This window comes from Pseudarthrobacter sp. KH_020_B, assembly GCF_057840185.1.
Genome location: NZ_CM174506.1, coordinates 1,026,867 through 1,052,310, shown reverse-complemented (window position 1 = coordinate 1,052,310; position 25,444 = coordinate 1,026,867). Strand labels below are relative to the sequence as shown.

At 65.3% G+C, this 25,444-nt stretch carries 25 protein-coding genes; 11 read left to right on the top strand and 14 right to left on the bottom strand.

The window, feature by feature from the left end; all coding sequences use genetic code 11:
* Positions 1-9 precede the first annotated feature (9 nt).
* Positions 10-1,215, top strand: a complete 1,206-nt coding sequence (locus tag AC3IT0_RS05015; RefSeq protein ID WP_489322680.1) for an MFS transporter — start codon at positions 10-12, stop codon at positions 1,213-1,215.
* Here AC3IT0_RS05015 and AC3IT0_RS05010 read toward each other — a convergent pair.
* The 4 genes from AC3IT0_RS05010 to AC3IT0_RS04995 form a co-directional block, all read right to left on the bottom strand.
* Positions 1,202-1,546 carry an acylphosphatase gene (locus tag AC3IT0_RS05010; protein ID WP_489322679.1) on the bottom strand — a complete coding sequence of 115 codons (345 nt, stop codon included), beginning with the start codon at positions 1,544-1,546 and terminating at the stop codon, positions 1,202-1,204. The two genes, AC3IT0_RS05015 and AC3IT0_RS05010, sit on opposite strands and share 14 nt — an antisense overlap.
* 5 nt (positions 1,547-1,551) lie before the next feature.
* Positions 1,552-2,097, bottom strand: coding sequence for a YceI family protein (locus AC3IT0_RS05005; protein WP_489322678.1), 546 nt, complete (start codon positions 2,095-2,097; stop codon positions 1,552-1,554).
* Between the two features lie 99 nt (positions 2,098-2,196).
* On the bottom strand, positions 2,197-3,102 hold the full coding sequence (locus AC3IT0_RS05000) for a pullulanase X25 domain-containing protein (protein ID WP_489322677.1): 906 nt from the start codon (positions 3,100-3,102) through the stop codon (positions 2,197-2,199).
* Between the two features lie 240 nt (positions 3,103-3,342).
* Positions 3,343-4,407, bottom strand: a complete 1,065-nt coding sequence (locus AC3IT0_RS04995) for an adenosine deaminase (RefSeq protein WP_489322676.1) — start codon at positions 4,405-4,407, stop codon at positions 3,343-3,345.
* Positions 4,408-4,696: 289 nt separating this feature from the next.
* On the opposite strand from AC3IT0_RS04995, the gene AC3IT0_RS04990 reads away from it, so the two are divergent.
* The gene (locus tag AC3IT0_RS04990; protein WP_489322675.1) at positions 4,697-5,359 is read left to right on the top strand and encodes a transglycosylase family protein; all 663 of its coding nucleotides are present in this window, start codon (positions 4,697-4,699) and stop codon (positions 5,357-5,359) included.
* 155 nt (positions 5,360-5,514) lie between these two features.
* Here the strand turns inward: AC3IT0_RS04990 and AC3IT0_RS04985 are convergent, their stop codons facing one another.
* A complete protein-coding gene (locus AC3IT0_RS04985; protein WP_489323721.1) occupies positions 5,515-6,054 on the bottom strand; it encodes a hypothetical protein in 540 nt (179 codons plus the stop codon).
* A 251-nt stretch (positions 6,055-6,305) separates the two neighbouring features.
* Between AC3IT0_RS04985 and AC3IT0_RS04980 the strand changes: the two genes are divergently transcribed.
* The 4 genes from AC3IT0_RS04980 (at position 6,306) to AC3IT0_RS04965 (ending at position 10,725) form a co-directional block, all read left to right on the top strand.
* Positions 6,306-7,220 carry an MSMEG_6728 family protein gene (locus tag AC3IT0_RS04980; protein ID WP_489322674.1) on the top strand — a complete coding sequence of 305 codons (915 nt, stop codon included), beginning with the start codon at positions 6,306-6,308 and terminating at the stop codon, positions 7,218-7,220.
* Positions 7,221-7,335: 115 nt separating this feature from the next.
* Positions 7,336-8,127, top strand: coding sequence for a nuclease-related domain-containing protein (locus tag AC3IT0_RS04975; protein ID WP_489322673.1), 792 nt, complete (start codon positions 7,336-7,338; stop codon positions 8,125-8,127).
* 156 nt (positions 8,128-8,283) lie between these two features.
* Positions 8,284-9,144, top strand: a complete 861-nt coding sequence (locus AC3IT0_RS04970; RefSeq protein WP_489322672.1) for an NAD-dependent epimerase/dehydratase family protein — start codon at positions 8,284-8,286, stop codon at positions 9,142-9,144.
* Positions 9,145-9,282: 138 nt separating this feature from the next.
* The gene (locus AC3IT0_RS04965) at positions 9,283-10,725 is read left to right on the top strand and encodes an HNH endonuclease signature motif containing protein (protein ID WP_489322671.1); all 1,443 of its coding nucleotides are present in this window, start codon (positions 9,283-9,285) and stop codon (positions 10,723-10,725) included.
* Between the two features lie 43 nt (positions 10,726-10,768).
* Here the strand turns inward: AC3IT0_RS04965 and AC3IT0_RS04960 are convergent, their stop codons facing one another.
* The gene (locus AC3IT0_RS04960; protein ID WP_489322670.1) at positions 10,769-13,231 is read right to left on the bottom strand and encodes a Tex family protein; all 2,463 of its coding nucleotides are present in this window, start codon (positions 13,229-13,231) and stop codon (positions 10,769-10,771) included.
* Positions 13,232-13,368: 137 nt separating this feature from the next.
* Between AC3IT0_RS04960 and AC3IT0_RS04955 the strand changes: the two genes are divergently transcribed.
* On the top strand, positions 13,369-13,665 hold the full coding sequence (locus AC3IT0_RS04955) for a hypothetical protein (protein ID WP_489323720.1): 297 nt from the start codon (positions 13,369-13,371) through the stop codon (positions 13,663-13,665).
* A gap of 204 nt (positions 13,666-13,869) precedes the next feature.
* Here AC3IT0_RS04955 and AC3IT0_RS04950 read toward each other — a convergent pair whose 3' ends face one another.
* The 3 genes from AC3IT0_RS04950 to AC3IT0_RS04940 all read right to left on the bottom strand — a co-directional run bounded on the left by AC3IT0_RS04950 (position 13,870) and on the right by AC3IT0_RS04940 (position 16,487).
* Positions 13,870-14,943 (bottom strand): alkene reductase, encoded by a 1,074-nt coding sequence (locus tag AC3IT0_RS04950; RefSeq protein ID WP_489322669.1) that lies wholly within the window; start codon positions 14,941-14,943, stop codon positions 13,870-13,872.
* 142 nt (positions 14,944-15,085) lie between these two features.
* A complete protein-coding gene (locus AC3IT0_RS04945) occupies positions 15,086-16,042 on the bottom strand; it encodes a PKD domain-containing protein (protein WP_489322668.1) in 957 nt (318 codons plus the stop codon).
* A 16-nt stretch (positions 16,043-16,058) separates the two neighbouring features.
* Complete coding sequence (locus AC3IT0_RS04940; RefSeq protein ID WP_489322667.1) at positions 16,059-16,487, bottom strand: DUF6318 family protein; 429 nt, start codon at positions 16,485-16,487, stop codon at positions 16,059-16,061.
* Positions 16,488-16,950: 463 nt separating this feature from the next.
* Between AC3IT0_RS04940 and AC3IT0_RS04935 the strand changes: the two genes are divergently transcribed.
* The 3 genes from AC3IT0_RS04935 to AC3IT0_RS04925 all read left to right on the top strand — a co-directional run bounded on the left by AC3IT0_RS04935 (position 16,951) and on the right by AC3IT0_RS04925 (position 18,511).
* The gene (locus AC3IT0_RS04935) at positions 16,951-17,385 is read left to right on the top strand and encodes a pyridoxamine 5'-phosphate oxidase family protein (protein ID WP_489322666.1); all 435 of its coding nucleotides are present in this window, start codon (positions 16,951-16,953) and stop codon (positions 17,383-17,385) included.
* A gap of 19 nt (positions 17,386-17,404) precedes the next feature.
* Positions 17,405-17,833: a very short patch repair endonuclease gene (locus AC3IT0_RS04930; protein WP_489322665.1), complete on the top strand. Its 429-nt coding sequence runs from the start codon at positions 17,405-17,407 to the stop codon at positions 17,831-17,833.
* A 267-nt stretch (positions 17,834-18,100) separates the two neighbouring features.
* Positions 18,101-18,511, top strand: a complete 411-nt coding sequence (locus tag AC3IT0_RS04925; RefSeq protein ID WP_489322664.1) for an Hpt domain-containing protein — start codon at positions 18,101-18,103, stop codon at positions 18,509-18,511.
* Here AC3IT0_RS04925 and AC3IT0_RS04920 read toward each other — a convergent pair.
* On the bottom strand, positions 18,484-19,254 hold the full coding sequence (locus tag AC3IT0_RS04920) for a response regulator transcription factor (RefSeq protein WP_489322663.1): 771 nt from the start codon (positions 19,252-19,254) through the stop codon (positions 18,484-18,486). The two genes, AC3IT0_RS04925 and AC3IT0_RS04920, sit on opposite strands and share 28 nt — an antisense overlap.
* A gap of 100 nt (positions 19,255-19,354) precedes the next feature.
* On the opposite strand from AC3IT0_RS04920, the gene AC3IT0_RS04915 reads away from it, so the two are divergent.
* The gene (locus tag AC3IT0_RS04915) at positions 19,355-21,010 is read left to right on the top strand and encodes a sensor histidine kinase (protein ID WP_489322662.1); all 1,656 of its coding nucleotides are present in this window, start codon (positions 19,355-19,357) and stop codon (positions 21,008-21,010) included.
* Here AC3IT0_RS04915 and AC3IT0_RS04910 read toward each other — a convergent pair.
* The 4 genes from AC3IT0_RS04910 to AC3IT0_RS04895 form a co-directional block, all read right to left on the bottom strand.
* Entirely contained in the window at positions 21,007-22,257 is a 1,251-nt protein-coding gene (locus AC3IT0_RS04910) for a 5-methylcytosine restriction system specificity protein McrC (protein ID WP_489322661.1), read from the bottom strand. The genes AC3IT0_RS04915 and AC3IT0_RS04910 overlap by 4 nt on opposite strands.
* A 76-nt stretch (positions 22,258-22,333) precedes the next feature.
* Entirely contained in the window at positions 22,334-24,580 is a 2,247-nt protein-coding gene (locus tag AC3IT0_RS04905; protein WP_489322660.1) for an McrB family protein, read from the bottom strand.
* Positions 24,581-24,651: 71 nt separating this feature from the next.
* Positions 24,652-24,903 (bottom strand): PLDc N-terminal domain-containing protein, encoded by a 252-nt coding sequence (locus AC3IT0_RS04900; protein WP_489322659.1) that lies wholly within the window; start codon positions 24,901-24,903, stop codon positions 24,652-24,654.
* A gap of 83 nt (positions 24,904-24,986) precedes the next feature.
* Positions 24,987-25,403 carry an acyl-CoA thioesterase gene (locus AC3IT0_RS04895; protein ID WP_489322658.1) on the bottom strand — a complete coding sequence of 139 codons (417 nt, stop codon included), beginning with the start codon at positions 25,401-25,403 and terminating at the stop codon, positions 24,987-24,989.
* Between the last annotated feature and the right edge of the window lie 41 nt (positions 25,404-25,444).

Sequence of the window (25,444 nt, the reverse complement as noted above, 5' to 3'; positions counted from 1 at the left end):
ATTCGGGGGGTGACATCCCAGAGCAACAGGCTGCCTGTCGGCGCCCTGATAGTCCTTGCCGCCATCGGCTTCACCGCCATCACCACCGAACTCCTGCCCTCCGGCCTGCTGCCCCAGATCAGCGCCGACTTCCGGGTCTCCGAGGCGACCGCCGGGTACCTGACGGCGGGCTATGCGGCCATCATCGTGGTCACCGTTATCCCCCTGTCGCTCCTGCTGTCGCGGGTCCCGCGGCACTACCTGCTCATCGCGTTGATTCTCTTCTTCGCGGCCAGCAACGCGCTGGTGGCCATCGTCTCCGATTTCGGTGCCGCCATGGGTTCACGGGTGGTGGGCGGTATTGCCCACGGCCTGCTGTGGTCCGCCATGGCCCCGTTTGTGGCCCGGATCGTCCCCGCCCACAAAGTAGGCAAGGCGCTGGCCATCGTGTTCAGCGGCAACAGCCTGGGGCTGGCCATCGGCGCCCCGGTAGGCACCGCGCTGGGCAACCTCCTCGGCTGGCGCGCGGCGTTCCTGGTCCTGGCCGCCTCCGGGGTGCTGCTGGCGCTCCTGGCCGTCTGGCTGCTTCCCCCGGTGCGGCGCATCCCCGATGCTCCGCACCCATCCATCCGCAAGGCCATCGGCCAGCCGGGCGTGAAGGCCGTCGCCGTTGGCTGGCCCCTGATGCTCATGGCACATTTCGCGTTGTTCACCTACATTGCGCCGTTCCTGCGCGAGGTCCGGCTGCCCGACTTCAGCATCCCGTTGTCCATCAGTGTCCTCGGTGTTGCCGGGCTGGTGGGCATCTGGATCGCCGGCATCACCGTGGATTCCCGTCCGCGACGCTGGCTCCTGATCACGGTCGCCGGCGTTGTAGTGTCCCTGGCCTTGCTCCCGCTGGTGGGAAGCGTCCTGCCAGCCTTGGCGCTGCCGGTAAACCTGGTCCTGATGTTGGTCTGGGGCACAGGCATCGGCGCGATGGGCATTTACAACCAGTCCGCCATCCTCCGTGCCGGCGGCGAGTACAGGGACGCCGCCAACGGACTGACGGTACTGACCATCCAGATCGGGATCATGGTCGGCGCGATGTTCGGCGCGGCCGCCCTCACCATCGCGGGGCCGCTCCTGATCCCGATCGCCGCCGCCATTCCCGCCGTCGTCGCGTTTGTGCTGATCCTCGCCGGACGGCGGCACGCCTACCCGCCGGGGCCGAAGGAACGCGTCAGCGGGCCCTGAAATCCTGGAACGATCCGTCGGCGGCGGAGAGGGATTCCTCCACCCGTTCCACGCGGCCGGGGGCGTTCTCCGACCTCAGCCAGTCCAGGAGCTTCTGGATCTGCTGCGCCGGCCCTTCGGCCACGATGGACACCGAGCCGTCGTCGAGGTTTTTCACCACGCCTTTGAGGGCCAGTTCGTCGGCCTTGCCCATCGTCCAAAAACGGAATCCGACCCCCTGCACCACGCCAAAGACGCGGGCAGAGAGCCGGATATCGCCGTTATCCCGGCGAAGATTCTCCCGGCCAGGGTTGTCCCGGCCGGAGTCATCCCGGCGCCAGGAAAATCCCATGGCAGTCAGGACTGCTTAACCAGCGCTGCTTCGACGTTGATCTTGACCTTGTCGCTGACCAGCAGGCCACCGGCCTCCAGGGCAGCATTCCAGGTCAGGCCGAACTCCTTGCGGCTGATCTCGCACTCCGCGGAGAATCCTGCGCGGGTGGCACCAAACGGGTCCACGGCTACCCCGGTGAACTCGACCTCCAGCTCCACCGGCTTAGTGATTCCGCGGATGGTGAGATCGCCCGTGAGCGTGTAATCCTCGCCGTCGCCCTCCGCTGACGTGGCCCGGAACGTCATCTCGGGGTACTCCTCCACATCGAAGAAGTCAGCCCCCTTGACGTGTCCGTCACGGTTGGCGTCGCCGGAATCGAAGCTGGCCGTCTTGACCGTGGCGTGAAGCGAAGCGTCGGCCAGCGAATGGCCAACGCGGGCTTCGGCCGAGGCGTCCGTGAAACGTCCGCGGACCTTGCTGATGCCCGCGTGGCGGACCGTGAAACCGATCTCGCTGTGGGACATGTCCAGGGTCCAGACGCCTGAGCTAAGGCCTGAAGGTAGGGTCACGTTGCATCTCCTTGGTGGAAACAGTGGTGTGGAAACCGGCCAGGACGACCGGTTTCCACATTGCTTCACTCCGGAGTTTTTGTCCAGATACTGCGCATGTCAGCTGTTGATGGTGATGTCCCGCGTGCGGTGGTCGTAGCGGATGGTGACCGTGCCGCCGTCGTGGTGCAGTTCGTGGTTGGGGCCATCGAACGTGCCGAACGCGCCGTAGTTCTCGTCCCACGACCGGTTCAGGGCGATCTTGAAGGTGTAAGCGCCGGCGGGAAGATCGGCGCTCATCTTCCACAGCTGGTCCAGGGCATCGAGCGTCAGTTGGGCTTCGTCGTACTGCGGGGCCCAGTTCTCCGGCGCGCCCAGGATGGTGTTGAAGTCCCCGGCAACCGCCACGGCCTCAGGCTGCGGGAAAGTCTCCACAGGAGCCGCTGCCTTTTCCTTGGGCGCTGCCTTAGCCACAGTTTTTGGCGCTGCCTTGCGCGAGCGGACGGCCTTGACCACTGGCTCCACGGCATCCTCGATGGCCTTGGCTGCCTTCTCGACGGCGTCGGCGGCCTTCTTAGCGGGAGTCCGCTTCGCCGGCACCTTCTTGGCGGGCGCACTCTTGACTGCGGGTGCCGTCTTGACCGCCGGTGCGGGTGCCGGTGCCGGCGGAATGGCGACGTCGGCAGGAACAGGAGTGCCGGCGTCGAGCGCTGCCGCGAAGGAATCCGCATCGGGGAAGGCCACCGTGGCGCGCATGCCGTCATCGGTGATGGTCCAGCCGGAACGGCCCTTGACCAGCCAGCCGGCCTTCACCAGCTTCGCCGTGGCGGACGTGAGCGTCTTGTGCCCGCGCGGGATGCCGCCGCTGAGCAGCGTGGCCTCGTGATCACTGAACGGCACGCGCGCGGTGGCTTCCGCCAGGACCTCGCCGGCATTGAGTGAACCGCCGGACCAGACGCCTTCGGTCAGGACGTGCAGCACTGTCTTGAGTCGGAGGTCGGTGTTATCTGCGATGGACTTGGCCATGATTCCCCTTGCGTAATGCGATCTGTCACTAGGCATCCTGCCAAGACCGTGTTAAATCGCGCGACTTGAATTGGTTAACTCTCCGTGTCATGACCGACTATGACGCGGATTACAGCAAAAGTGAGGCAGGAGTCTCGGCTAGGGGGCTGTTTACTCAACCCTGGCGCACAAAATCCCGGGTATCGCCGAACTCTCCCGCACGCGCTCGCGCACCAGTGTAGCGAGCCCGGCGGACCGGAGCTACCCGCCGTTCAGTTCATCCAGGAGCTCGGCTTTGCGCTCCTCGGAGGCGAACGACGAATGGATGGAATTGGCCGCCAGACGGGCCCTGTCGAAGTCCGAAAGGTCAAAAACGGCCTTCAGCTGGGAGAAGTTGTCATCCACATACCCGCCGAAGTAGGCCGGATCATCCGAGTTCACGGAGACGTTGAGCCCGGCGGCGAGCATGGCCGGCAACGGATGGTCCGCCAGGGTGTCCACGGCACGCAGCCGGACGTTCGAGAGCGGGCACACCGTCAGCGGAATCCGGTCCGCCACCAGCCGCTCCACCAGATCCGGGTCCTCCATGCAGCGGATGCCGTGGTCAATCCGTTCCACTCCCAGCGTGTCCAGCGCGTCGGTAATGTACGACGGCGGCCCCTCCTCGCCTGCGTGGGCGGTCAGCCGCAGGCCCGCTTCGCGGGCTTTGGCGAACAGCCGCTCAAACTTGGCCGGCGGATTGCCCACCTCGGCCGAATCCAGGCCGATAGCCGCAATGGGGGCGTTCATGGTCAGCAGACCGTCCAGGACTTCCAGCGCGGATTCCTCGGACAGGTCCCGCAGGAACGCGGCAATCAGGAGCGTGGATATGCCGAAGTCTTCCTGGGAGGTGGCCAGGGCCGAAGCCACGCCGTTGACGCAGGTTTCCAGGCTGATGCCGCGGGACAGGTGGGCCTGCGGGTCCATCATGATCTCCGCGTGCCGGACACCTGCTGCGGCGGCGCGGGCCAGATAGGCGCGAGTCATGTCGGCGAAGTCCTGCTCGGTCTGCAGCACCGCCATGTTGGCGTAGTACAGGTCCAGGAACGACTGCAGGTCCGTGAACTCGTACAGCCCCCGGAGCTCCTCGATCCCGGAATACGGGAGGGTGATGCCGTTGCGTTCGGCCAGTTCGAGGATCAGTTCCGGTTGCAGCGTGCCTTCAATATGCAGGTGCAGTTCCGCCACGGGCATGAGCCGCGCGGCTTCTTCCAGCGGGGCTGCTTCAGTTTCAGTGGCGGCCGCTTCAGTTTCGGGCACGGCGGTTCCGTCCGCAGAGATGTTCATCCGGTCAGGATATGCCCGCAAGCCGGCCGGCGCCTTCCCTGCCGACGGCTGCCATCAGGAGATCACCAGCAGACCACCAGAAATCATCTCGGTTTGATAACGGTCGGGCGATGTCCTAGCGTGAAACGTATGCCCGCCAAGCGGGTGAATGAATGCCCGGTGCTGCCTCCACCAGAACTGCCCGGCCGGCAGACACCGAAAATTGACCTCTATATCGTCAGGGGCGGGCAGTGGCGCAATAACCTCCGGGGACGGACCGAGCGCTGGTGGCCTTCAGGAGCATCACACCATGAACAACAACACCATCCGTACTGCCGCACGCCGTGGAGTAGCCGTCGCCGCCATTTCCGCGGCCGGCCTTTCACTCTCCGTCACCGCGGCCAACGCTGCCACCGACGGCGCAACCTGGGACGCTCTGGCACAGTGTGAAAGCGGCGGAAACTGGGCCACAAATACCGGCAACGGCTACTCGGGCGGTCTGCAGTTCAGCGCCAGCACGTGGGCGGCCTACGGCGGCACCGGTTCCGCGGCCGACGCCAGCCGTGAGCAGCAGATCGCCATGGCCGAACAGGTCCAGGCATCGCAGGGCTGGGGCGCGTGGCCGTCCTGCGCCGCGCAGCTTGGCCTGAGCGGTGGAGGGGGCACGACGGCGGTGACTCCGCAGAGCGCGCCAGTCCAGAGTGCGCCAGTCCAGAGTGCGCCCATCCAGGCGCCGGTGGAGCAGGCCCCCGCCGTGCCGGTCCCGACGGATGCCGTGACGGCTCCGCAGCACGCCGCGCCCGTGGAGTTGAGTGGCGAGACCTACACGCTTGAGCCCGGCGACACCCTGAGCACCGTTGCCGACAAGCTTGGCATTGAAGGCGGCTGGCAGAGCCTGGCGGACGCCAACGTGGACACCATTGCCAACCCGGACCTCGTGTTCTCCGGGCAGGTTCTCCAGCTTCCCGCCTAACGCTTCAACACTTTCCGCGGGAACCGCCCCTTTCCCCAAGAACGACGGCCCGCGGAAACAACAAAAACCCGGCAGCAACAACCCCGGGAAACAACGACGCCGGAGCGCCCCTCACGGGGGAGCTCCGGCGTCGTCCGTTGTTGTGTTCTGCGCGCTTAGGCTGCTGCCTTGGCCACGGCCGGAATCTCGCGGATGATGCGGACCTTCCACGCGGCGTCGTCGGTGGTGTCCAGCAGGGCCACCGTGCCGTGGGCGAGGTTCAGCGCCACCCGCTTGGCCGCCAGCAGTTCAAGGTAAAGGTGCTCGTTCATGCGGCTGGGGGTGTCGATCATGTACTTCACGGCGTCGCGGACCTTGCGGTAGTTGGCGCTCTTCTCGCGGTGCAGATGCAGCTCAAGCGAGTGGCGCTGGCGGATCTTGGGCTCGTGCTTGTTGAGCCAGGAGACGGCGAGGTGCACGCCAATCACCAACGCGAGGGACACGGCGTAGATCCACCAGCCGCTGGACATCAGGAACAGGGGCAGGTTGCCGATGGCCACGAGCGCGATCACGATCCGCAGCGCGACGATCCGGCGAAGGGTCAGGGCCACGGAGGCCATGGCCGCACGAAAGCCGTGCTGGTCGTGGCGTGCCGCGGCCGGGTCAAGGGTAAATTCATCAAGGACCAGGATGCCCTTGGCCTCCGGATCAAGCATCTGCCCGAACTTGGGCACAAACGGCTGCGTTGAACCGGCGGTCACTTTAGGTGAAATTGTCATTGGGGGCTTCCAGGACGGTGGGGCGTTTCGGCGATCTTAGTGGTTAGCGGCACGCGCTGTATGCATCGGTCCACTATGTGAACTATTCCGCTGCGCCGTCACGCTTGATGGTGTTGCCGCCGGATCCAGCCCGTGTGGCGCCGCGCACTGTAATTGGCACATCCGCCGCATGCCGTCAGACTGAAGGGATGCAAACCTTCCTTCCGTATCCCGATTTCCGGCAGAGCGCCGCAGCACTGGACACCGCCAGGCTTGGCAAGCAGCGTGTCGAGGCGCTGCAGACCCTCCGGGCTCTGGTGATTCCCGAGTACGGCTGGCTGGACCACCCCGCCGTCCGCATGTGGATGGGCCACGTTCCGGCGCTCACCATGTACGGCCTCGCGATGGTGGATGAGTGGACCAACCGCGGCCACGCCGACAACACCCGCGCCAACATCACCGAGTTCGCGCCCCAGGCGGCACACCCGGATTACGCGGCCAAGATCCCGCTGCCGGAGTGGCTCGGCAACCCTGATTTCCACCTCAGCCACCGCGCGAAGCTGCTCCGCAAGGAACCGAAGTTCTACAAGGCCGTGTTCCCTGACGCTGACTTGGACCTGGACTTCATTTGGCCTGAGCCCAAGCACGAGTTCTACCCGGCAGAACCCGAGGGCGACATCCTCTGGATCCTCCGCGACCCGCACGCCGAAATCGATCCGCAGACGCTGGACACCGTGGCATTGCCGCCGATCCGCCGAGGCGGCACTGTGGCCCCCGGCGCTCCCGATGACGGCTACTCCCCCGTGTACGTCGACGACGGCTCCCGCCGCCCGTCCAAGCAGCCGCGCAAGCTGCCGCCCAAGCAGCTCGTGAAGAAGCCCACGCGGAAGCGCCAGGCGCAGGAGGAAGCCTTCGCCACCCTCCCCGGCAAGACCGCCGTGGCGGTTTCGTTCGAGGACGGCAGCAAGTTCGCTGTCGGGCAGGTACATGGCCGCCCCATCACGCTCGACGACGGCCGGTTCGGCCGCAACTTCACCGTCACCGAGGTCATCGAACGGTCCGCGTTCGATTACCCTGCGCTCCTGCAGGACCCCCGGGTGTTCTTCCCGGTTCCCGCTCCCTGAGCGGCCACGCCGGGGTCTCGCGACACTGAGGACGCCTCATGCGCGCCCGCGCAATTTTACCCTTACAGTGATCCTTGAGTGCTGGCAGCGAGCACCAATAGCTTTGGGGGCGAAAATGGGGGCAGGCGACGGCGCTGCTGAGCAGGCGCGGATCGCTGCGGAACGAGCGGCCAAACTTCGACGCCAGCTCGACTACGCAGAACGGGCGGAACGGGCGTGGGCCGCGGGCGCCGCCGGTGAAGCCCGAGTTGCGGCGATCTTGGAAACGCTTCAGCCGCAGGGCTGGATGGTCCTTCACGACGTGCATTGGCCAGGACGGCCCAAAGCCAATTTGGATCATGTGTTGGTAGGCCCGGGCGGCGTCATCGTGATCGATGCGAAGAACTGGTCCGGCGACATCCATCTCCGGAACGGCGTCCTGCGGCAAAACGGATACTCCCGTGAGCGGGAAGCCGCCGGGGTGGTGGAGCAGTGCTCAGCGGTGGCGGCCCTCCTGGAACCGCAGCACCGCCGCTACGTTCAAGCGTGGCTGTGCATGGTTGGACAGCCCGATTTGCAAGGCGCCACCGCGAACGGTGCGAGGATCCAGGGCATCGACACCCTATGCCGCGCCATAGGTTCGGTCCCTGCCGTGCTTGATGCGAACACAGTCGAAGCCATTCACCAATATCTGACGAACCTGCTTGCTGGAACCTCGAGTCCACCGCTGCTACCACTGGAAACGTTCCGACTGGGCCTTCGGATTTCATACCTACTTCGAGCCCTGCCACATCCTTGGCAGGCTGGCGCACTGCACGTGACCCCGTCGACGAACCGCGCACCATACGCCCTCCAGTTAGCGCTCGGCCAAAGTCTGCACGCAGGAAAAGACCGAGTTGCCTGGGGGTGCTCTTCCGTTTGGCACTGATTGTTTTCGCCCTCGGCGTGCTTTCCAATGTGCTCTCGCAACTTGCGCCCCAGCCGCAGCGAGTCCCGATTCCCACGCCGGTGGTAGTTTCCACCCTTCCAGGGCCCTGACTGAACCGCGAATACGAGTACGACGGCGGAATGGCAGACTTTCTCCATGACGATTCTCTTAGCTGGCTGCGGCGATCTTGGCACCGAAGCGGGCTTGCGCTTCGCCGCGGCAGGGCATCGGGTGGTGGGCTGGCGCCGTTCGCCCGAGAAGCTGCCCTCTGCAATTGAAGGAGTGGCGGCGGACCTGGGCGCTACGGACCTGCCTGCTGTCCCGGCGGACACCACCGCCGTCGTCGTGGCCGTTGCCGCCGATTCACCCTCCGAAGCCGCCTACCGTGCCGCCTACGTGGACGGGCTGGCGCACGTCCTGGACGCCCTGGAGCGCGACGGCGTGACGCCGCGCCGGGTGCTTTTAGTATCCTCCACCGCTGTCTACGGGGACGCCGGCGGTGGCTGGGTGGATGAGAGTACGACGGCGGCACCTGGGGGTTTCGCCGGACTTATCCTCCTCGAGGCGGAGGAGCTCCTGGTGTCGCGGTTGCGTGGCACTGCTACTTCGCCCGTGGTGCTGCGACTCGGGGGGATCTACGGTCCTGGCAGGACCCGGCTGATTGACCAGGTCCGGGGCGGGACTGCGGTGGTTCCCGACGAGCCGCGCTTCACCAACCGGATCCACCGGGATGATGCAGCTGCGGCAGTCGTCCACTTGGTCTCCACGGAAGCTATGCCTGCGCCGGTATATGTCGGTGTGGACAACTCTCCCGTTGAACTTGGGGACGTGCTGCGGTTCCTGGCGTTGGAAATGGGATATCCGGAACCGCCCGTTGGAGCGGCTGGCGAGGCCCGCGGCGGAAACAAACGCTGTAGCAATGCGCTGCTCCGTGGGACCGGGCTCGTGTTTACCTACCCGACGTTCCGGGAAGGATACCGGGCCGTTCTGGCCCGCACCGGAATCCGCCACCAATAGCCCCTCTCAACCGAAGTTCCAGCGCTGCGCGAACGGACACTTAAGCCCCGACGCCGCCCCGCCCGTACTTTACCGGAGTTATCCACATAGCCATTCAGCCTCGCCGCCATTGTCAGACCCTCCCGGCATGATTTGGGTATGGATAGCAGAGCAGCTGTGGCGACGGCGGAGGCACTTGCGGTGTCCTTTACCGACCTTGCTGTGGTGCTCCGTGAATCCGCCGATGCCTCGATTCCGTGTGCTGATCCGCTGCGCCGACGGGCTGAGATGGCCCTGCAGGTGCTGGCTGAAGTTGGCCGCGGGGAGGCGAAGTTGGCGGCCCTGAAGGTCCATGCGGTAGCCGATTATGCCGACGCCGCCCAAGTCCTTGCGGGCCAGGCCCAGTCGCCGCAGGACAACCGCGGGCAGGAGATGGCCGTGGTCGCCGAGGTCGCGTGTGCCCTGACAGTCAGCGAACGCAGTGCCGGTGCCCTGCTCGGCGAATCGCACGTCCTGACCACGGCCCTGCCGTTAACGTTCTCGGCTCTCCAGGCCGGCACGATCTCGTGGCAGCACGCGAGGATCATGGTCGACGAAACCACCAACCTCGACCCCGCCGGTGCCCAAGCGCTTGAGGCGCATTTCCTGGACCCCGGCGCGCCCAACCCGGCACGGGGTCCTGCCGGTGAGCTCATCCCCGGGAGGTTCCGGCACAAGGCCCGCACCTGGCGGGAGCGCCACCACCCGGTCAGCATCGAAAAACGCCACACCCGCAGCATGGCCGACCGCCGGGTGGAGTACGCCCCGGACCGCGACGGCATGGCCTGGCTCTCCGCTTACCTCCCCGCCGATCAGGCCGCCGGGATCTGGGACCGCACCACCACCGCCGCCCGCGCCCTCCAAGGCCCGGACGAAGGGCGAACCCTCACCCAGCTCCGCGCCGACACCATCGCCACCTGGCTCCTCGGCGGCACCGGTGATGGGAGTGGTGAAATGGGCAGCGCTCTTGCTGATGGTGTTCCCTCGCCGCGGGCGCAGGTCCTTGTCACGGTTCCTGTGATGTCGCTGCTGGGCCTCACCGAGGAGCCGGCCATGCTCGACGGCTACGGCCCGATCCCTCCGTCCATGGCCCGCCACCTGATCGCCGACGGTGCCGAATCCTTCCACCGCGTCCTGACCGACCCGCGCGACGGCGCACCGCTCGAGATCGGGCGGACCAGCTACCGCGTCACCAAAGCCCAACGGCAATGGCTCCGGTTACGGGATGGAAAATGCCCGTTCCCCGGATGCAGCAACCAATCGTTGGACAACGAAGCAGACCACATCCTCGCCTGGGCACACGGAGGCACCACCGGGATATCGAACCTCGGGTCTCCATGTCCACGCCACCACAGACTCCGTCACACCACCGGCTGGACCCCCACCCCGGCCACCAAAAACGAACCACCCGGCTGGACATCACCCACCGGACGGCACTACGCCAGCGAACACCCCGACTGGGAACCACCAGATTGGCCCGAATCCTGGCTAGATCCTCTTCAGGAAATGGCCGATCGTTCCAACCCAGCGGCGCCCGGATGGAGTCCTGTCCTAACGCCGTAAGCTGGCCCGCGGCATCATTGCCGACTATCGGGTCAGCACGTGGCTATTTGCCGAGGCCAGCCCTCCGGAGCGCCTCCGCCATGGCCGTGTTAGCAGGCGACGGAGCCGGAACCGGCGGTCGACTGCCTGAAGACTTCGGAGCGGACTTCGAAGTCGATTCGTTCCTATTACCGGTGCTCGGCGCCCCGGATCCGAGTTGCCCAGCAGCGTCGCCCCCACTGGAGTCCCGCCGCCGTTGGGCCGGACGCCCCCCTTCCGAACGCCCGCCTTGCGCGCGCCCACCCGAAGGCGACGGTTCGTCGTCGAGCCTTAGCGTGAGCGAAATCCGTTTCCGCTCCGGATCGGCTTCCAGCACCTTCACGCGGACTACCTGCCCGGACTTCACCACCTCGCGGGGATCGGAGACAAAGCGGTTGGCCAGCGCGGACACGTGCACCAGGCCGTCCTGGTGCACTCCAACGTCCACAAATGCGCCGAACGCGGCCACATTGGTGACCGTCCCCTCAAGCACCATGCCTGGCTTGAGGTCGGAGATCTTCTCGATGCCTTCGGTGAACGTCGCCGCGGCAAAGGCGGGTCGTGGGTCGCGGCCGGGTTTGTCCAACTCCGCCAGGATGTCCTGGACCGTGGGCAAACCAAACGTGCCGTCAACGAAGGCGCCGGGATCAAGGGACGACGCCGGCGCGGAGCCCGCGGCCACCAGGATTTTCCGGGCAATCGGATACGCCTCGGGGTGCACGCTCGAGGCGTCCAGCGGTTCGGCTCCCCCGATGATCCGCAGGAAGCCAGCGCACTGCTCGAACGCCTTCGCACCAAGCCGGGGCACCTTCTTCAGTTCGCTGCGCTTGGCAAAGGGCCCGTGTTCGTTCCGGTACGCCACAATGTTCTCGCTCAGCAATGGTCCGACGCCCGCAACCCGGCTCAGCAGCGCGGGCGACGCCGTGTTCACGTCAACACCCACCGCGTTCACGCAGTCCTCGACCACGGCGTCCAGGCTGCGGTCCAGCTTCGACGCCGTGACGTCATGCTGGTACTGCCCCACGCCGATGGACTTGGGATCGATCTTCACCAATTCCGCCAGCGGGTCCTGCAGCCGCCGCGCGATGGAGACTGCCCCGCGCAGAGAAACATCCATGCCCGGCAGCTCCGCCGAGGCCAGTGCCGACGCGGAGTACACCGACGCGCCAGCCTCGGAGACCACCAGTTTCTGCGGTCTCGTCCCCGCAGCCGGCAGCAGCTTGATCAGTTCCGCGGCGAGCTTGTCCGTCTCCCGGGACGCTGTGCCGTTGCCGATGGCCACGAGCTCCACGTTATGTTTCCGGGCGAGCCCGACCAGAGTGGCCAGGGCCTCGTCCCACTTCCTGGCAGGCGCGTGCGGATACACAGTGTCGGTGGCCACCACCTTGCCTGTGCCGTCCACGACGGCAACTTTCACGCCTGTCCGCAGTCCCGGGTCCAGCCCAAGAGTGGCGCGGTTTCCGGCAGGTGCGGCCAGGAGCACGTCGCGCAAGTTCGCGGCGAACACGCGGACAGCCTCGTCCTCGGCGGCAGTGAACAACCGACCCCGGAGGTCGGCAGTCAGCCGGGCCAGCACCCGCGAGCGCCAGGCAAGCTGAGCGGTCTGGATCAGCCACGCGTCGGCGGGACGGCCGCGGTCGGCAACCCCGAGGCACCTGGCCACGGCGGATTCGTAACGGGCACGCGCGGCGGCCAGGGCGTCGTCGTCGTTGGGATCCGCCTCGGCGAGATCCAACTCCAGGACGCCGTCCTTCTCACCGCGCAACAGCGCCAGCACGCGGTGCGAGGGCATCCCGGTGGGCGCCTGGGCGAACTCAAAGTAATCGGAGAACTTCTGCCCGTCGGCCTCCTTGCCCTTCTTGACCCGCGACACCATTCGCCCCTGCGTCCACAACCGCTCGCGCAGGGTTGCGGCGAGGTCCGGATCCTGCGCAACCCGCTCGACCAGGATGGAACGGGCGCCGGCGAGAGCGGCGGCCGCGTCATCGATGGAGTGTTCGGTATTCAGGTACTTGGCCGCCTCGTGCTCCGGATCCAGGTCGGGCCGCTTCAGCAGCGCATCGGCGAGCGGCTCCAACCCCGCTTCCCGGGCGATCTGCGCCTTGGTGCGGCGCTTGGACTTGAACGGAAGGTAGATGTCCTCCAGCCGGGACTTGGTGTCCGCGGCGAGGATCGCTGCCTGCAGTTCGGGGGTCAGCTGCCCCTGCGCGGCTATCGCTTCGAGGACAGTACGACGGCGGTCCTTGAGTTCGCGGAGGTAGCGCAGTCGCTCGTCGAGCTCGCGCAACTGCGTGTCATCCAGCGTACCGGTGGCTTCCTTGCGGTACCGGGCGATGAACGGAACGGTGGACCCGCCGTCGAGCAGGTCCACTGCAGCCTTGACTTGCCAGACCTTCACGCCAAGCTCGGCGGCGATCTGGGCGTGGATTGCGCTGTCCGGAGTTGGGGCAGACGCGGGGGCGGACGGGACGTGCGGGAGTTGGGTCACCTGAACATTTTGCCCTACGGGCTTGGCGGTCTCCAGCGGCGCCCTGCCGGACAGCCAACCGGGTATTCCGATCCGGGCCGCGAAGTGCTGTAGTTGATATGCGGTCACAGGCAATCACTTTCGAGGAAGAGGCCACCATGCGGGAACTGCTCATCGTCTTTCAGGAAGGATTCGACGAGGCCAACATCACCGTCATGGTCAACGGCAAGGAGGTCCGCCGCGACATGGGGGTGTCCACCAACCCGCTGCTGGGAGAAGCCTACGAAGCATCCGTGGAGCTGCCGGCGAAAGGGGCGCAGGTGGGAGTGGAAGTCACCAACCGCGGCCTGAAAGCCATTACCAAAGTCAGCGGAAAGCCCAAAAGCCTGCTCGTTTCCATTCAGGACGACAAGCTGGTGATGCGCGAAGGAACGGGCCGGGAAGCATTTCTCTAGTTTTCCTAGCGATAATCCATTCGCTGGAGTATCATATCAATTACCGCTCAGTTCCTGTGAACCTGAGCGGGCCACCGTTGAACGTGGCCAAACAGCCGTCGGATGGCTAATTGGCACACGCTGCCGGGACAGCACACCGAGCAGCCAACGACGGCGGCACCCAAGCCGGGTGCCGCCGTCGTCGTTAATCTCGGGCCGAGGCACCTACTGGGCGCTGTACGCGGGGTAATCCGTGTAGCCTACGGAGCCGTCTGCGTAGAAGGTCGACGGGTCCGGTTCGTTCACTGGAAGGCTTTCCTTCCAGCGACGCGCGAGGTCCGGGTTTGCAATGGCGGGGCGCCCCACCACAACAGCGTCTGCATGGCCGTCGGCCACCAACGCGGTTGCTTCCTCCCTCGTGGTCATGGTGCCGAAACCGGAGTTGACCAGGAACGTGCCGTTGAAGCGCGCCCGGAGGTCCTGGACGAGCTCACTCGTGGGCTCGTGGTGCAGGATGCTGACGTAGGCGAGGTTGAGCGGCGCGATGCTATCCACCAGAACCTCGTAAGTGGCGCGGACATCGGCCGCATCCGTTTCGGCGATGCCCTGGACGCTGTGTTCGGGCGAGATGCGGATGCCCACGCGGCTCGAACCCACGGCGGCCACTGCGGCGTTGACCGTTTCGATCACAAAGCGGGCCCGGTTTTCCGGCGAACCGCCGTAGCTGTCGTTGCGGACATTGGAGTTCGGGGCCAGGAATTCGTGGAGCAGGTAGCCGTTGGCCGAGTGCAGTTCCACGCCGTCGAATCCCGCTTCGATGGCGTTGATCGAGCCGGTGACGATTTCCTGCATAACTACGGGCAGCTCGCCGATGGTCAGCGCGTGCGGGACGGGATACGGCTGCTTGCCGGACGGGGTGCGGACCTCACCCTCGATGGCGATGGCGCTCGGGCCCACGATGGGGTGGCCGCCGGTGATGTCCGCATGGGAGACCCGTCCGCCGTGCATGATCTGGGCGAAGATCCGGCCGCCTTCAGCGTGCACCGCGTCGGTGACCTTCTTCCAGGCGGCAATCTGCTCCGCGGTAACGAGACCGGGCTGACCCGGGTAGGAGCGTCCGGCGGGGCTCGGGTAGATGCCTTCGCTGACGATGAGTCCCAAGGATGCCCGCTGCCGGTAGTGCTCCACGACCAGCGGACCTGGCAAACCGTCCTCGCCTGAGCGGAGACGGGTCAGGGGCGCCATTACCAGGCGGTTGGGCAGTTCAAGCTCGCCAAGAGTCAAGGGGGAAAACAGCATGCGCAGTTCCTTTCGAGGTGAATTGGTACTGCTGTGCCCAACTGCGCGGCGCGTGCAAGTATTCCGATGGAGTCGGGGATCACTCTCTGCGGGTGGCTTGGCTGGATTTCCCGGTTGCGAGGTACCGATCCCCTGCCGACTGCTATCTTGGCGATGCGACGCCAGGGCACCCTTGACCCTGCGGGTTCTCGTTGCAGTCGTCGGCGTAGTTCCGGGTGATGGACCGCCACACGCTGATGGGCTGCGGTGGTGCGCTGAACTGGCCCTGGCCCGGTATGGGCAGCGGCGGTCCGTTGTTCACGGAATACGTGCCTTGGAAGGACGTAGTGAGGACAACCTGGAAATCTCCTGTGTCCGCGTAGACGTGACTCGTTCGGGTCTTCTCACCCCAGCGGTCCTGCGGCAGCGGCCCGCCCATGGAAGGTTGTGGGCCGAAAACGGTTCCGTCGCCGTAATTCCAGGTGTACTGAACCGGCGTCGCGACAACATGCACCTGCTGCCCGAGCATCGTCACGTCAAACTGCTGTTCGGAGGCATCGGCATAGAAGTTCGTTTCGGCCCCGCGGAGCGTGTTGGGGCTGGGCTGAGCGACGACCGTTCCCGCATTAATCGGAAGGCTCTCGAACTGCTGCTGGATCTGGGCTGCTATTCGCGGAAGGAGGTCCTCGGGCCGAGCATCGTAGAGACAAGTGGGTCCGGAGTGGTGTGACCATACAGGATTCGCGATGCCTCTGGGTGCGCTCAGCCAGACGACTGGAATGCCGTCCTCGTTGCCTTCCGGCCCGTTCCGGCATTCAATCTGGTCTCGTAAACACACTGAATCGAAGTCTCCACCACCGAGGTGGCATTGGAGTTCGTATTTGTATTGATTGGGGTCCGTAGAGACCGAATCCGTACTCTGCTCAAAAATTCCCGTTGCCGGATTTACAACCCAATGACTTACTCCTATTCCGCCCGGGGCAAATCCCAGCAGGGTGTCGCTCGGCGCAATAGGCGGTTGTGGCGGGGGTGTCTCCGATGCTGAGGCGGCCGCGCCGACGGTCAAATGGACTCCAAGAAGACTGATGACGATTACCAGTCTGCGCAGTATCCAGCTCATTCGCGGCATCGTCGAATTAGCCGTTCAATCGTTGGACGTCCACCAGCTGCCAGCCGGCCGATGAGTAAATCGCCATGAAAATCTGAGCGACATCTGAGGAGGGTACGGCCGACTCGGACATACTTCCATCTGCCCTGAAGGCGCGAAGCTGGGACTGCTGAACCTGTGCGATTGCTTGGTAATTCCCGTCTGCCGCCACCTTGAAGGTTGTTTCTATGGCAGGAGTGACAATCTTGCCCCCTTCGAGCCATCGTCCATCGACGTACCAGTTTGTTATTACACCCCTCGCCGACTCACAGTTGGCACAGCCACCACCGGTCACAGCCGTGAGCGGCGCCAGGTCTCCAGTCTCGTAGGCGTAACTCAAGGTCGAGTACCAATAGCGAGCGAACGCCTCGAGCCCCTCCTTTGTCTCCGTCTTCGCAACTTCAGGCAGCACCGGCACCGGGACATTCTGAGCCCGGCCGCTAGCCGAAGCGGGCACATACGCAGGAGTCGCCGTCGGGGTCGGCGTTGCGCTTGGACTAGCGGCCTGTGACGGAGATGCGGACGATGTGCCACCGCTATTGGGGTCGCCACCCGAGTTACATCCGGTCAAAATCAAAGCAGACGCGGCAACAGCAGCAATAACATGCATGCGCGAACGCCGCGAAGTGGAAGTGATGTGCGATGTCATGGGCAGCTAATCCCCCGATAGTTTCAAGACGCCTCGCTCCGAACAATGACCTTAAGGGTAGCCCAGGACACATTTGAGCGATGAAAGTTATCCACAGCCACCCGCCATCGGTTCTACCACCGCCAAGGACCAATAAAAAGTCACGCGGACAATCGCCCTCCCCGCCCTCGGGCACCGAATTCCCACGCCCAGCCCCTAGAATTCTTCTACCGATCGTAGAAGAATGGGCTGCATGATGTTTACGCACGCAGATGGCAACCCCGTTCTGGAGCTCGACGACGAGCAGTCCTGGAAACTCCTGGAAGCTGCCAGGCACGGCCGGCTGGTGGTTTCCGTTGCCGGCGAGCCGGATATTTTCCCTGTCAACTACCTCGCCTCGGACCGGAAAATCTACCTCCGCACCGCCCCGGGCAACAAGCTGGCGCAGCTCACCATCAATTCCAGGGTGCTGCTTGAAACGGACGGCGTCCTCTCGGACGAAGCCTGGTCGGTGGTGCTGCGAGGAACGGCGCGCGTCCTGACCAACTCAGCGGAGCTCGCCGCCGTCGAAGAGCTGGGCCTGAAATCCTGGGTGCCGACGCTGAAGGATTTCTACGTGGAGATCGTGCCTACGTCCGTCAGCGGCCGCCATTTCGAGCTCGGCGACCAGCCGGAGCGCGAAATCTAGGAGCTCCCAGGCTGGAATCATGGCGGACAGGCTCACTCCCGAGCAACGCAGCTGGAACATGTCCCGCATAAGGGGCAAGAACACCAAGCCGGAACTGCTGGTGCGCCGCCTCCTCCACGCCAAAGGCTACCGCTACCGCTTGCACGGCAGGGCCGGCCAAAGCCGCCTGCCCGGCCGCCCCGATCTGGTATTCGCCGGCCGGCGTAAGGTCATCTTCATCAACGGCTGCTTCTGGCACTTCCACGACTGCCGGGTAGGCCAGCACGCGCCCAAAGCGAATGCCGCCTTCTGGGAGGCCAAGCGTACCCGCACCAAAAACCGCGACGCCGACCAGCGGCAACAGTTGATGGCCGCCGGCTGGGAGGTGCTCACCGTGTGGGAGTGCGAGCTGAAGGACAGCTCCACCCTCGAAGCCCACCTGGTGGAGTTCCTCGGCGCAGGCAAATAGGCGCCTGGCAAACCGCCGGAAGGCAACCCCAAGGCAGGCAAGAAACGCCGCCCGGAAGTTGAGTCAATCTTGAGCCTTTGCCGCCTCGCGAATTGATCGGTGCCCGCAAAGATGAACTCCTATGAAAAACCCGCAGTCTCCTCAGGAATCCCGCAGTCCTTGTCCCGAACGGCTGCACCTCCAGGGAACAGATTTACTCTGAAAGTGGACACAAACCCACGTCACAGCCCCCTACCAGGGCGGCAGGCGCGAGCGGAAGGGACGGAAATGGCACCATCCGACGACGCGGGGCGCCCCCTGGTAGATCCCTCCGTCCTTGACCGGCTGCGGGTCGAACTCGACGAGGACGAGGGCTATTGCAGTGTCTTCGTCGGGAACTTCATCGACTGCCTACCGCTCCGGATCGGCAAGCTGCGGCTGGCTCTGACCACCGGCGACATGGACGGTGCCGTGGACGCGATCCTGAGCCTCAAGACATCGAGCCAGATGGTGGGCGCAGAACGGCTGGCGGGCCTGGCCATGGACCTTGAGCGCTCCATCCGGGAAGAGTCACCGCGGGCAGAACCGTCCGTTGCGCTGCCCCAGCTGGCCGTCAACTACCTCCGGCCGATCAACCTGTGCAGCCGCCAGACCCTGCACAGGCTCCAGGCTCAGCGCTCGCCCGGCGCCAGCCGGTAGCCCACGCCGCGGACCGTCTGCAGCCAGCGCGGTTGCTGCGGTGAATCACCAAGTTTCTTCCGGAGGTTGCCCATGTGCACCTCCACGGAACGTTCGTCCGCCTCGCTGATGTAACTTCCGACGTCGTAATCCTCGTCCCGGAGCCGGCGCACCAAATCCGATTTGGTCCGGACCGTCCGTCCCGCCTCGAGCAGGGCATACAGGAGTTCGAATTCGGTCCGGGTCAGGTTGAGCTCCTGGCCGTCCACAGTGACCGACCGTGAGGCGTAATTCAGATCCAGTCCGTTGTGGCTGTAGTGACCGTTTCCGCTGGCACTAACGGCGTCCGCCGGGCGATCAGAAACGGGAGCGCTCTCCGCCGCGTCCGGTAGCGCCCGGGGGCGGCGCATCATCGCCGCGATCCGCGCGCGGAGTTCCCGGGGGCGGAACGGCTTGGTGAGGTAGTCGTCGGCACCGGACTCAAGACCGATCAAAGTATCAAGTTCTTCAGCCCTAGCCGTGAGCATCACGATGTAGGCGTCCGAGAACTCGCGGATCTGGCGAGAGACTTCGAATCCGTCAATATCCGGCAGTCCCAAATCCAGCGTTATGACGTCTGGATTCAACGCCCTCGCAGCCTTAACCCCTTCGGAGCCGCTGCCCGCGACGGTAACGTCAAAACCCGCCTGCGTCAGTACCGTGCGTACTAACTCCCGTATGTCCTGATCATCCTCGATGACCAGACCCACCCGCGCTTCACTCATACCAGCCCCCTCCGCCAGCTTGACAACGTGAGAAGTATAGCCCGCTGCCGATATCCTGCTGGTATGCACTCCCCTATCCTCCCGCTTCAGGCCGCCGTTCATGAGTGAACCCGTAACGTGGGCCACGGGTCTCCTCAAGTTTTTCCGGCGGCCCTTCCATGAACACCGGCTGACGGACAGGGTGGTCATGAGCCAGGCGCCGCTGTTCGCCACCACCCTGCTGACGGCATTCCTGATGGGGGCATTCTTCCCGGGGACGATGGACAACCCGCTTTTTGTGGCCTTCCTCGTTTCCCAGGTGGCCATCATGGCTCTGTGTTACTTCGTGCCGTGGGACCGCCTGCCCTACACCAGCTTCCTGGTCATCCCGCTCTTGGACTTTACCTCCATCGCCCTGGGCAGGGAGGGCGGGCAGGAGGGCCTGACCGGCATCAGCTTGTTGGCGGTTTTCCCCGTCATCTGGCTGTGCGCCTCGGGCTATTGGCCGCGAGCCTCCCTGTGGTTGTCCTTCTTCGGTCCATTGGCCATCATCTGGGTTCCGCTGGTGATTCGCGGAGACGTATCTGGCCCCAGCCTGGTCAAGTCCCTCCTCGTCCCTGTCATGATGCTGGGAATCGGCGTGTCAGTCAGTGTCCTGACCCTGAGCATGATGCGGCAGCAGCGGAACCTGGAAGAGAAGGACGAGCAACTCCAGGCCAGCCTCCTCAGCACCAGGCGGCAGGAAGCCTTGCTCAACTCCGTTCTTGACACCGTGCATCTGGGCGTCCTCGCCGTCGACGCAGACGGCCACGACATCCTGATGAACCGGAAACAGCGCGCCAACCACGAACTTGCCCGCCCGAAGGACATCGACGATCCGAACGAGTCCCAGCTACTGGTCTTCGGTGCAGACCGCATCACCCCTGTCCCGGTCGCAGACCGCCCCGTGCGCAGGGCCGTCCTGGGCGAGACGTTCACGGACTATCTGGTCTGGCTGGGCTCAGGCAAGCAGCAGCGGGCCATCACCACCAGCGCCCGAGCCATGAAGGACACGGACGGGACGTTCGCCGGCTCGGTGATCGTGTTCAGTGATGTGACAGACCTGGTGGACGCCCTGGCCGCCAAGGATGATTTCGTCTCCAGTGTGTCCCACGAATTCAGGACTCCCCTGACCTCCATCCTGGGCTACGTGGAACTTCTCCTGGAGGACGATCCCGGCAACGACCAACTGGAACCGCTGAACATCATCAAGCGCAATTCAGAACGGCTCCTCACCTTGGTGTCCGACCTCCTCGCCACCAGGAACGGGCAACTGATCGTGACCCCGCACGCCGTGGACGTCGCTGAACTGGTGCGGGCCAGCGTGTCCGCCGCGATGCCCCGGGCTGACGCCTCCCGCGTGGCGCTGAAAACCGAAATACCAGCAAGGCTGGAGGCCCATGTGGACGGCCCCCGCATCTCCCAGGTACTGGACAATCTTGTCTCGAACGCGATCAAATACTCGCCCGACGGCGGCAACGTCGTGGTGTCGTTGGAGCACGACGGCGGCCAGGTCGCCTGCCGCGTCAGCGATACCGGCATGGGCATGAGCGCCGATGACCAGGCCCACGTGTTCGCCAAGTTCTTCCGGACCAGCAACGTCCGCCGGACAGCCATTCCCGGCGTGGGCCTGGGCCTGCCCATCAGCAAGGCAATCGTGGAAGCCCACGGCGGAACCATCCAGGTGGAAAGCAAACTGGGCCAGGGCACCACATTTACGTTCCGGGTGCCGGTCTAGGTTCCGGCGCGGGCAGCCCTCGCAACTTCGCCCCAGGACTGCCGGGCCAGGTCCGCTACCGCTGCCATGATGTCCGACGGCGGCAGGGACAGATCGAGCGGAAACTCAACAATGTCGATGTCAGTGTTAAGGATCCGCCGCAGTTTCATTTCGCCCGCCCCCGCATAGATCAGCCAGGCGGTGGGCACACCCAGGGCGGTGCAGTGGGCGAGCATTTGGTAGTGGTCGGCGGTCAGGGATGCTCCCAGGTCAGCGGCGGCCTTGTACTTTGCGTTGTAGACCACCACGGGGCGTCCGTCCAGCAGGTGCACGGCGTCCGGGCGCACGGACAGCCTGTCGGAATCGTGGACAGCTTCGCTGAGGAGAGCGTTGTACTGCAGCCGCATCTCCCCCGGATATGCCGCCATGGCCTCGCGGAGCGCCGTGCCCACAAAGTCCTCGAACACCTGGGCCATGTCCACCACAAACGACGCCGTCTGTTGCTTCCCCTCCCCAGCCTCCGCGGAGGCATTCTTCAGGATCAGCTCAGCGAGGCGCAGCACTGACTGGTAGCGGACGTTCATCCTGCTGGCAGTCCACGGCGGCAGGGGCGCACCGGCTGGAAGGCGGGTGACGGCGTCGAGCTTTCCCTTCAGCTGACGCAGGCGGCTCAGCACCTCGGGGTGGACCCGTGGCACCTGGCCCATCCGCTCCAGCGCGGCGCGCAGGATCCGGTTTTCGGCGATGTCCTCGGTGAACTCGTCGTAGGACACTTCCAGCGGCACCAGCATGCCGGGGCGGCGGGAGATCTGGTCGGAGATCCGGATGCGGCCCTTGACGGTGCGGAGGGACTCATCAACGGTGAGGTATCCCTGCAACACCCCGCGTCCCAGGGCACGCTCTGCCAGTTGGGCGAGGGATTCCGCGAGCGCGCTCCAGAGTTCGCGGTCCTCGGCGGCCGCCACGGAATCGGCCCGGAAGCCCTGGTTGCCGGCATAGCTGAGGAGGAACAGCAGCCTGCTCAGCCCAAGCCGGTCCTTGGGGCGCACATCCAGCTGCAGGGTGGCCGTGCGGACCGACCCCACCTTGCCCGCGGGCTCGATCCGGTACAAGCCCATGCCCATCGGCGAGGCCTTGGCCAGCCCGCTGGCGTTCACGAAGGTCGCACTGGCGGCATCCAGGCGTTCCACGGTGCCCTTGGACAGCTCGTCGAGGACCAGATGGCGGGTTGCCTGGCCACTGCCGCGCTGCGCGGCACCGCCGTGCACCGCGCCGCCTAACGCAGCGCCACCCCGTGCGGCGCCGCCCAACGATCCGCCGCCGTGCGCGGGAGTGTGGGTTGGCTTAGCCGGTAACAAGGCGTCCCAGCAGCTGCTCGAGCCCGAACCGCTCCTCCAGCTGCGCCCGGGTCAGCTGTCCGTGATAGTGCTCCTCGAGCAAAGGCATCAGCTCGTACTTCCAGATCCGGCGCAGCCCCGCCGGCGTCTGCGCGGCCGTCTTCATAAAGTACGACGGGCCGATCATCAGGTCCCGGTCCCACTCGTCGATGGCGGTGTTGAGGGCATCAAGCAGCAGCGCCGGCGTGGTGTCGAGGTCCCGCGCCTGCAGGAACCGCAGCAGCGACCCCTTCACGGGCTCCGTCTGCGGGTGCAGCTCGATGAACGCGAACCGGCGCCGGATGGCGGCATCCATCATGGCGATGGACCGGTCCGCGGTGTTCATGGTGCCGATGATGTAGAGGTTGTCCGGCAGCGTAAACGGCTCGTTGGGGCTGTACTGCAGGTAGATCCGGTCGTCACGGTACTCCAGCAGGAAGTACAGTTCGCCGAACACCTTGGCCAGGTTGGCGCGGTTCATTTCGTCGATGATGAGGAAGTAGGGCTTCTTTTCGTTGCCGGGTTTGGCGGCTTCCTCGGCCAGCCGGCGCAGCGGTCCCGCCACGAGCTTGAAGGACACCTGGCCCTCGTCCGTTTTGTCCGGCCGGTAGCCCTCGAAAAAGTCCTCATACGCGTACGACGGGTGGAACTGCACCAGCTTCACCCGCTCGTCCGTGCTGTCCTGGGCCAGTTCCGCCGCGAGGTGCTTGGCCAGGTACGTCTTGCCCGTTCCGGGCGGCCCGTACAGGACCAGCTGGCGGTTCTCCTCCAGCAGTTCCGCGATCTCCTGCAGCGGCTCCAGGTCCATGTGCAGCGAATCCGCGAAGTCGCGGCTGAGCGGGCGGAAACCCTCCTGCACAGGGGGTACGACGGCGGCAGGCGCGTCGGCGTCGTCGTCCTCCGGTTCCGCCTCGGCCGGCACGAGCGCCTGGAGCGCCTGCACCACCCTGGTGACGTCAACAACGATCCCCGACGTGGCCAGCTGGCGCTGGACGTGACGGGGCAGGTCTGCGGTGGCGTGGCCGTCGTCGTCCAGCCAGCGCACCTTGCGCCGCAGGCGGCGGTTGTCGTCATTGTGCTCGGGCTCGCCCAGCACCACGCCCAGCCGCACGGTGCCGGCGTGCTGGAACAGAACCAGGTCGCCCGGCTTCATGACGGTGAGGAAGGCGAACACCGCCGTTTTGGTGTCCTCCCGCTCCACGTAGCCCAGGTGCTTGTAATCCTCGTCCACGGCGTGCTGCACCAGCCCCGCGGTCACGCCGGGGTCCAGGTGGCGGAGATGTTCGACGTCGAGCGTCACCTTCTCCTCGTCCTGCCACGCGGCGAGGAGTTCAGCGTTGTCGCTGTGGGTACGCAGCAGCCACGCGCGGCGTCCGGGGTCCCCGACTTTGCGCCACTGGCTGACCAGCTGGCGGGCGTACCAGTCGATGCGCTGGCCCGCCTGTTCATCCAGGTGCAGGCGGATCCGGTTAATGTCCGCGGTGATTTCCTCGTCCGAATCGCCCTTGGCCCCACCCACCAGCGAGGCGAAGGCGTCACGGATTTCCTGCCGCTCCACGTCCGCCACTACCGGCTCGAAGTAGCTGGGCCAGGCCAGGTACTCGATGCTGCGGCGGATGGCGGGCTGGTCCCCCGGGGTGCCCGCGGCGAGCTCGTGGAACTTCAGCGGGTCCTTCAGCGCCTTGGTGATGGCGGCCGGAATCTGCTGGTCCACATGCTGCACAAACCGGCAGAGCCACTTGAGGTGGTCCCAGATGGTCCAGTTGAATTCGGCGGTGCGGTCCCGGATCACGCCATGGTCCGTCATGCCCTTGTAGAGTTCCTCGGGCAGCTCCAGCGGCGGCTCCTGCGCTGTCTCCAGCCAGGACGCGGCCTCCGCCACGCGGGCACGCTTGACCTTGAGCGACTTGACCTCGTGCGCCAGGGGCAGCGACTGAAGGAAGAGCAGCTCAACGGCCAGCTGCTTGGCCTCCCGGGAGGCGTCCTCGAGGTTCTGCCGGAGGTTGGTCATCATGGGCGCCTTGGCATCCGCGGCTCCCCGGTCCAGGCGTTCCAGCAGCTCTGCCGCGGCCTCCGCAGTCCAGGTCAGGGTGTTCCCGTCCAGGGCGGACGGCTTGCCCTGCAGGCCCGGACCCAGCACAAACCAGGCCGCGTCCTCGATCTCCTTTGAGACACCGAGGGCGCGGTGCATGGCAGTCTTGGGATTTGGGGTCATGGGTACAAATTTACAGGCTCAAGCTGGGTGCCTGCTCCAAGGACCCTGACGGTGTGCAGATCCGAGGCCTGCTATTTAGCCGCTCCGAGTCCGGCTCCGGGCCGCTTGCGACCCAGAATGAAGTAGCCCATCGGCCCAATGAAATTGATCAGGGCGGCCACCCGCCAGGCCGCCTTTGGCCCGTTGATTTGGTTGGCCGGGCGCTTGGAGATGTCGCGCTGGGCGGCCAGCATCAGCGACACCTGCGCTATCCCGACGACCACGAATCCCGCCCGTGCCGCCGGTGACATCTCTTTCCAGGTTTTCTTGGGTTTCTTGGTCATGGTCAACGCTCCTTAGTGGATATTCCCAGTTTCCGGCGTGCGCCGTGCCTGCGCAACGGGTGCGCAGGCACGTCATTCACAGTTCAAAAAGTAAACGGCGCGAGCCGCTCCTTTTGCTCCGGCGTCAGGCGCAGGACGCGGCCGGAGGCCTCGTCCACAAACGCCAGATGGCTGCTGGCCCGGACGCAGTCCTCCCGGGTGACCGGGTCCTGCACGACGTAGTGGATGTCGAAACTGGCGCCCTTCACCGCGCCGATCCACACCTGGACCACCGCCGGGACATTGCGGTATTCCAGCGTCCTGACGTAGCGGATCTTGTGGTCCACCACCAGCGCCAGGGTCCCCTCCGGAACGTCGTTGAAGAGCGACACCTCCGGCTCGATGCCGGGCAGGCCGGTGCCCCGGGGAGGCCCGAACGCGGTGATCCGGGCCTCCTCGAGCATCCTGACAATCTGGACGTTGTTGATGTGCCCATAGGCGTCCATGTCACCCCAGCGCATCGGGACCAGGACCTCGATGCGCCGGGGTGGTCCGCCGCCCT

Bases quoted from the DNA above. Each gene is read 5' to 3' on its own strand.
- AC3IT0_RS04895 (WP_489322658.1), bottom strand. From the start codon at position 25,403: ATGCGCTGGGGTGACATGGACGCCTATGGGCACATCAACAACGTCCAG.
- AC3IT0_RS04950 (WP_489322669.1), bottom strand. From the start codon at position 14,943: ATGCTGTTTTCCCCCTTGACTCTTGGCGAGCTTGAACTGCCCAACCGC.
- AC3IT0_RS04925 (WP_489322664.1), top strand. From the start codon at position 18,101: ATGGCACCATCCGACGACGCGGGGCGCCCCCTGGTAGATCCCTCCGTC.
- AC3IT0_RS04985 (WP_489323721.1), bottom strand. From the start codon at position 6,054: ATGCTTGATCCGGAGGCCAAGGGCATCCTGGTCCTTGATGAATTTACC.
- AC3IT0_RS04955 (WP_489323720.1), top strand. From the start codon at position 13,369: ATGCGGGAACTGCTCATCGTCTTTCAGGAAGGATTCGACGAGGCCAAC.
- AC3IT0_RS05010 (WP_489322679.1), bottom strand. From the start codon at position 1,546: ATGGGATTTTCCTGGCGCCGGGATGACTCCGGCCGGGACAACCCTGGC.
- AC3IT0_RS04970 (WP_489322672.1), top strand. From the start codon at position 8,284: ATGACGATTCTCTTAGCTGGCTGCGGCGATCTTGGCACCGAAGCGGGC.
- AC3IT0_RS05000 (WP_489322677.1), bottom strand. From the start codon at position 3,102: ATGGCCAAGTCCATCGCAGATAACACCGACCTCCGACTCAAGACAGTG.
- AC3IT0_RS04965 (WP_489322671.1), top strand. From the start codon at position 9,283: ATGGATAGCAGAGCAGCTGTGGCGACGGCGGAGGCACTTGCGGTGTCC.
- AC3IT0_RS04930 (WP_489322665.1), top strand. From the start codon at position 17,405: ATGGCGGACAGGCTCACTCCCGAGCAACGCAGCTGGAACATGTCCCGC.
- AC3IT0_RS04980 (WP_489322674.1), top strand. From the start codon at position 6,306: ATGCAAACCTTCCTTCCGTATCCCGATTTCCGGCAGAGCGCCGCAGCA.
- AC3IT0_RS04900 (WP_489322659.1), bottom strand. From the start codon at position 24,903: ATGACCAAGAAACCCAAGAAAACCTGGAAAGAGATGTCACCGGCGGCA.
- AC3IT0_RS04905 (WP_489322660.1), bottom strand. From the start codon at position 24,580: ATGACCCCAAATCCCAAGACTGCCATGCACCGCGCCCTCGGTGTCTCA.
- AC3IT0_RS04990 (WP_489322675.1), top strand. From the start codon at position 4,697: ATGAACAACAACACCATCCGTACTGCCGCACGCCGTGGAGTAGCCGTC.
- AC3IT0_RS04920 (WP_489322663.1), bottom strand. From the start codon at position 19,254: ATGAGTGAAGCGCGGGTGGGTCTGGTCATCGAGGATGATCAGGACATA.
- AC3IT0_RS04935 (WP_489322666.1), top strand. From the start codon at position 16,951: ATGATGTTTACGCACGCAGATGGCAACCCCGTTCTGGAGCTCGACGAC.
- AC3IT0_RS04975 (WP_489322673.1), top strand. From the start codon at position 7,336: ATGGGGGCAGGCGACGGCGCTGCTGAGCAGGCGCGGATCGCTGCGGAA.
- AC3IT0_RS04915 (WP_489322662.1), top strand. From the start codon at position 19,355: ATGAGTGAACCCGTAACGTGGGCCACGGGTCTCCTCAAGTTTTTCCGG.
- AC3IT0_RS04945 (WP_489322668.1), bottom strand. From the start codon at position 16,042: ATGAGCTGGATACTGCGCAGACTGGTAATCGTCATCAGTCTTCTTGGA.
- AC3IT0_RS04995 (WP_489322676.1), bottom strand. From the start codon at position 4,407: ATGAACATCTCTGCGGACGGAACCGCCGTGCCCGAAACTGAAGCGGCC.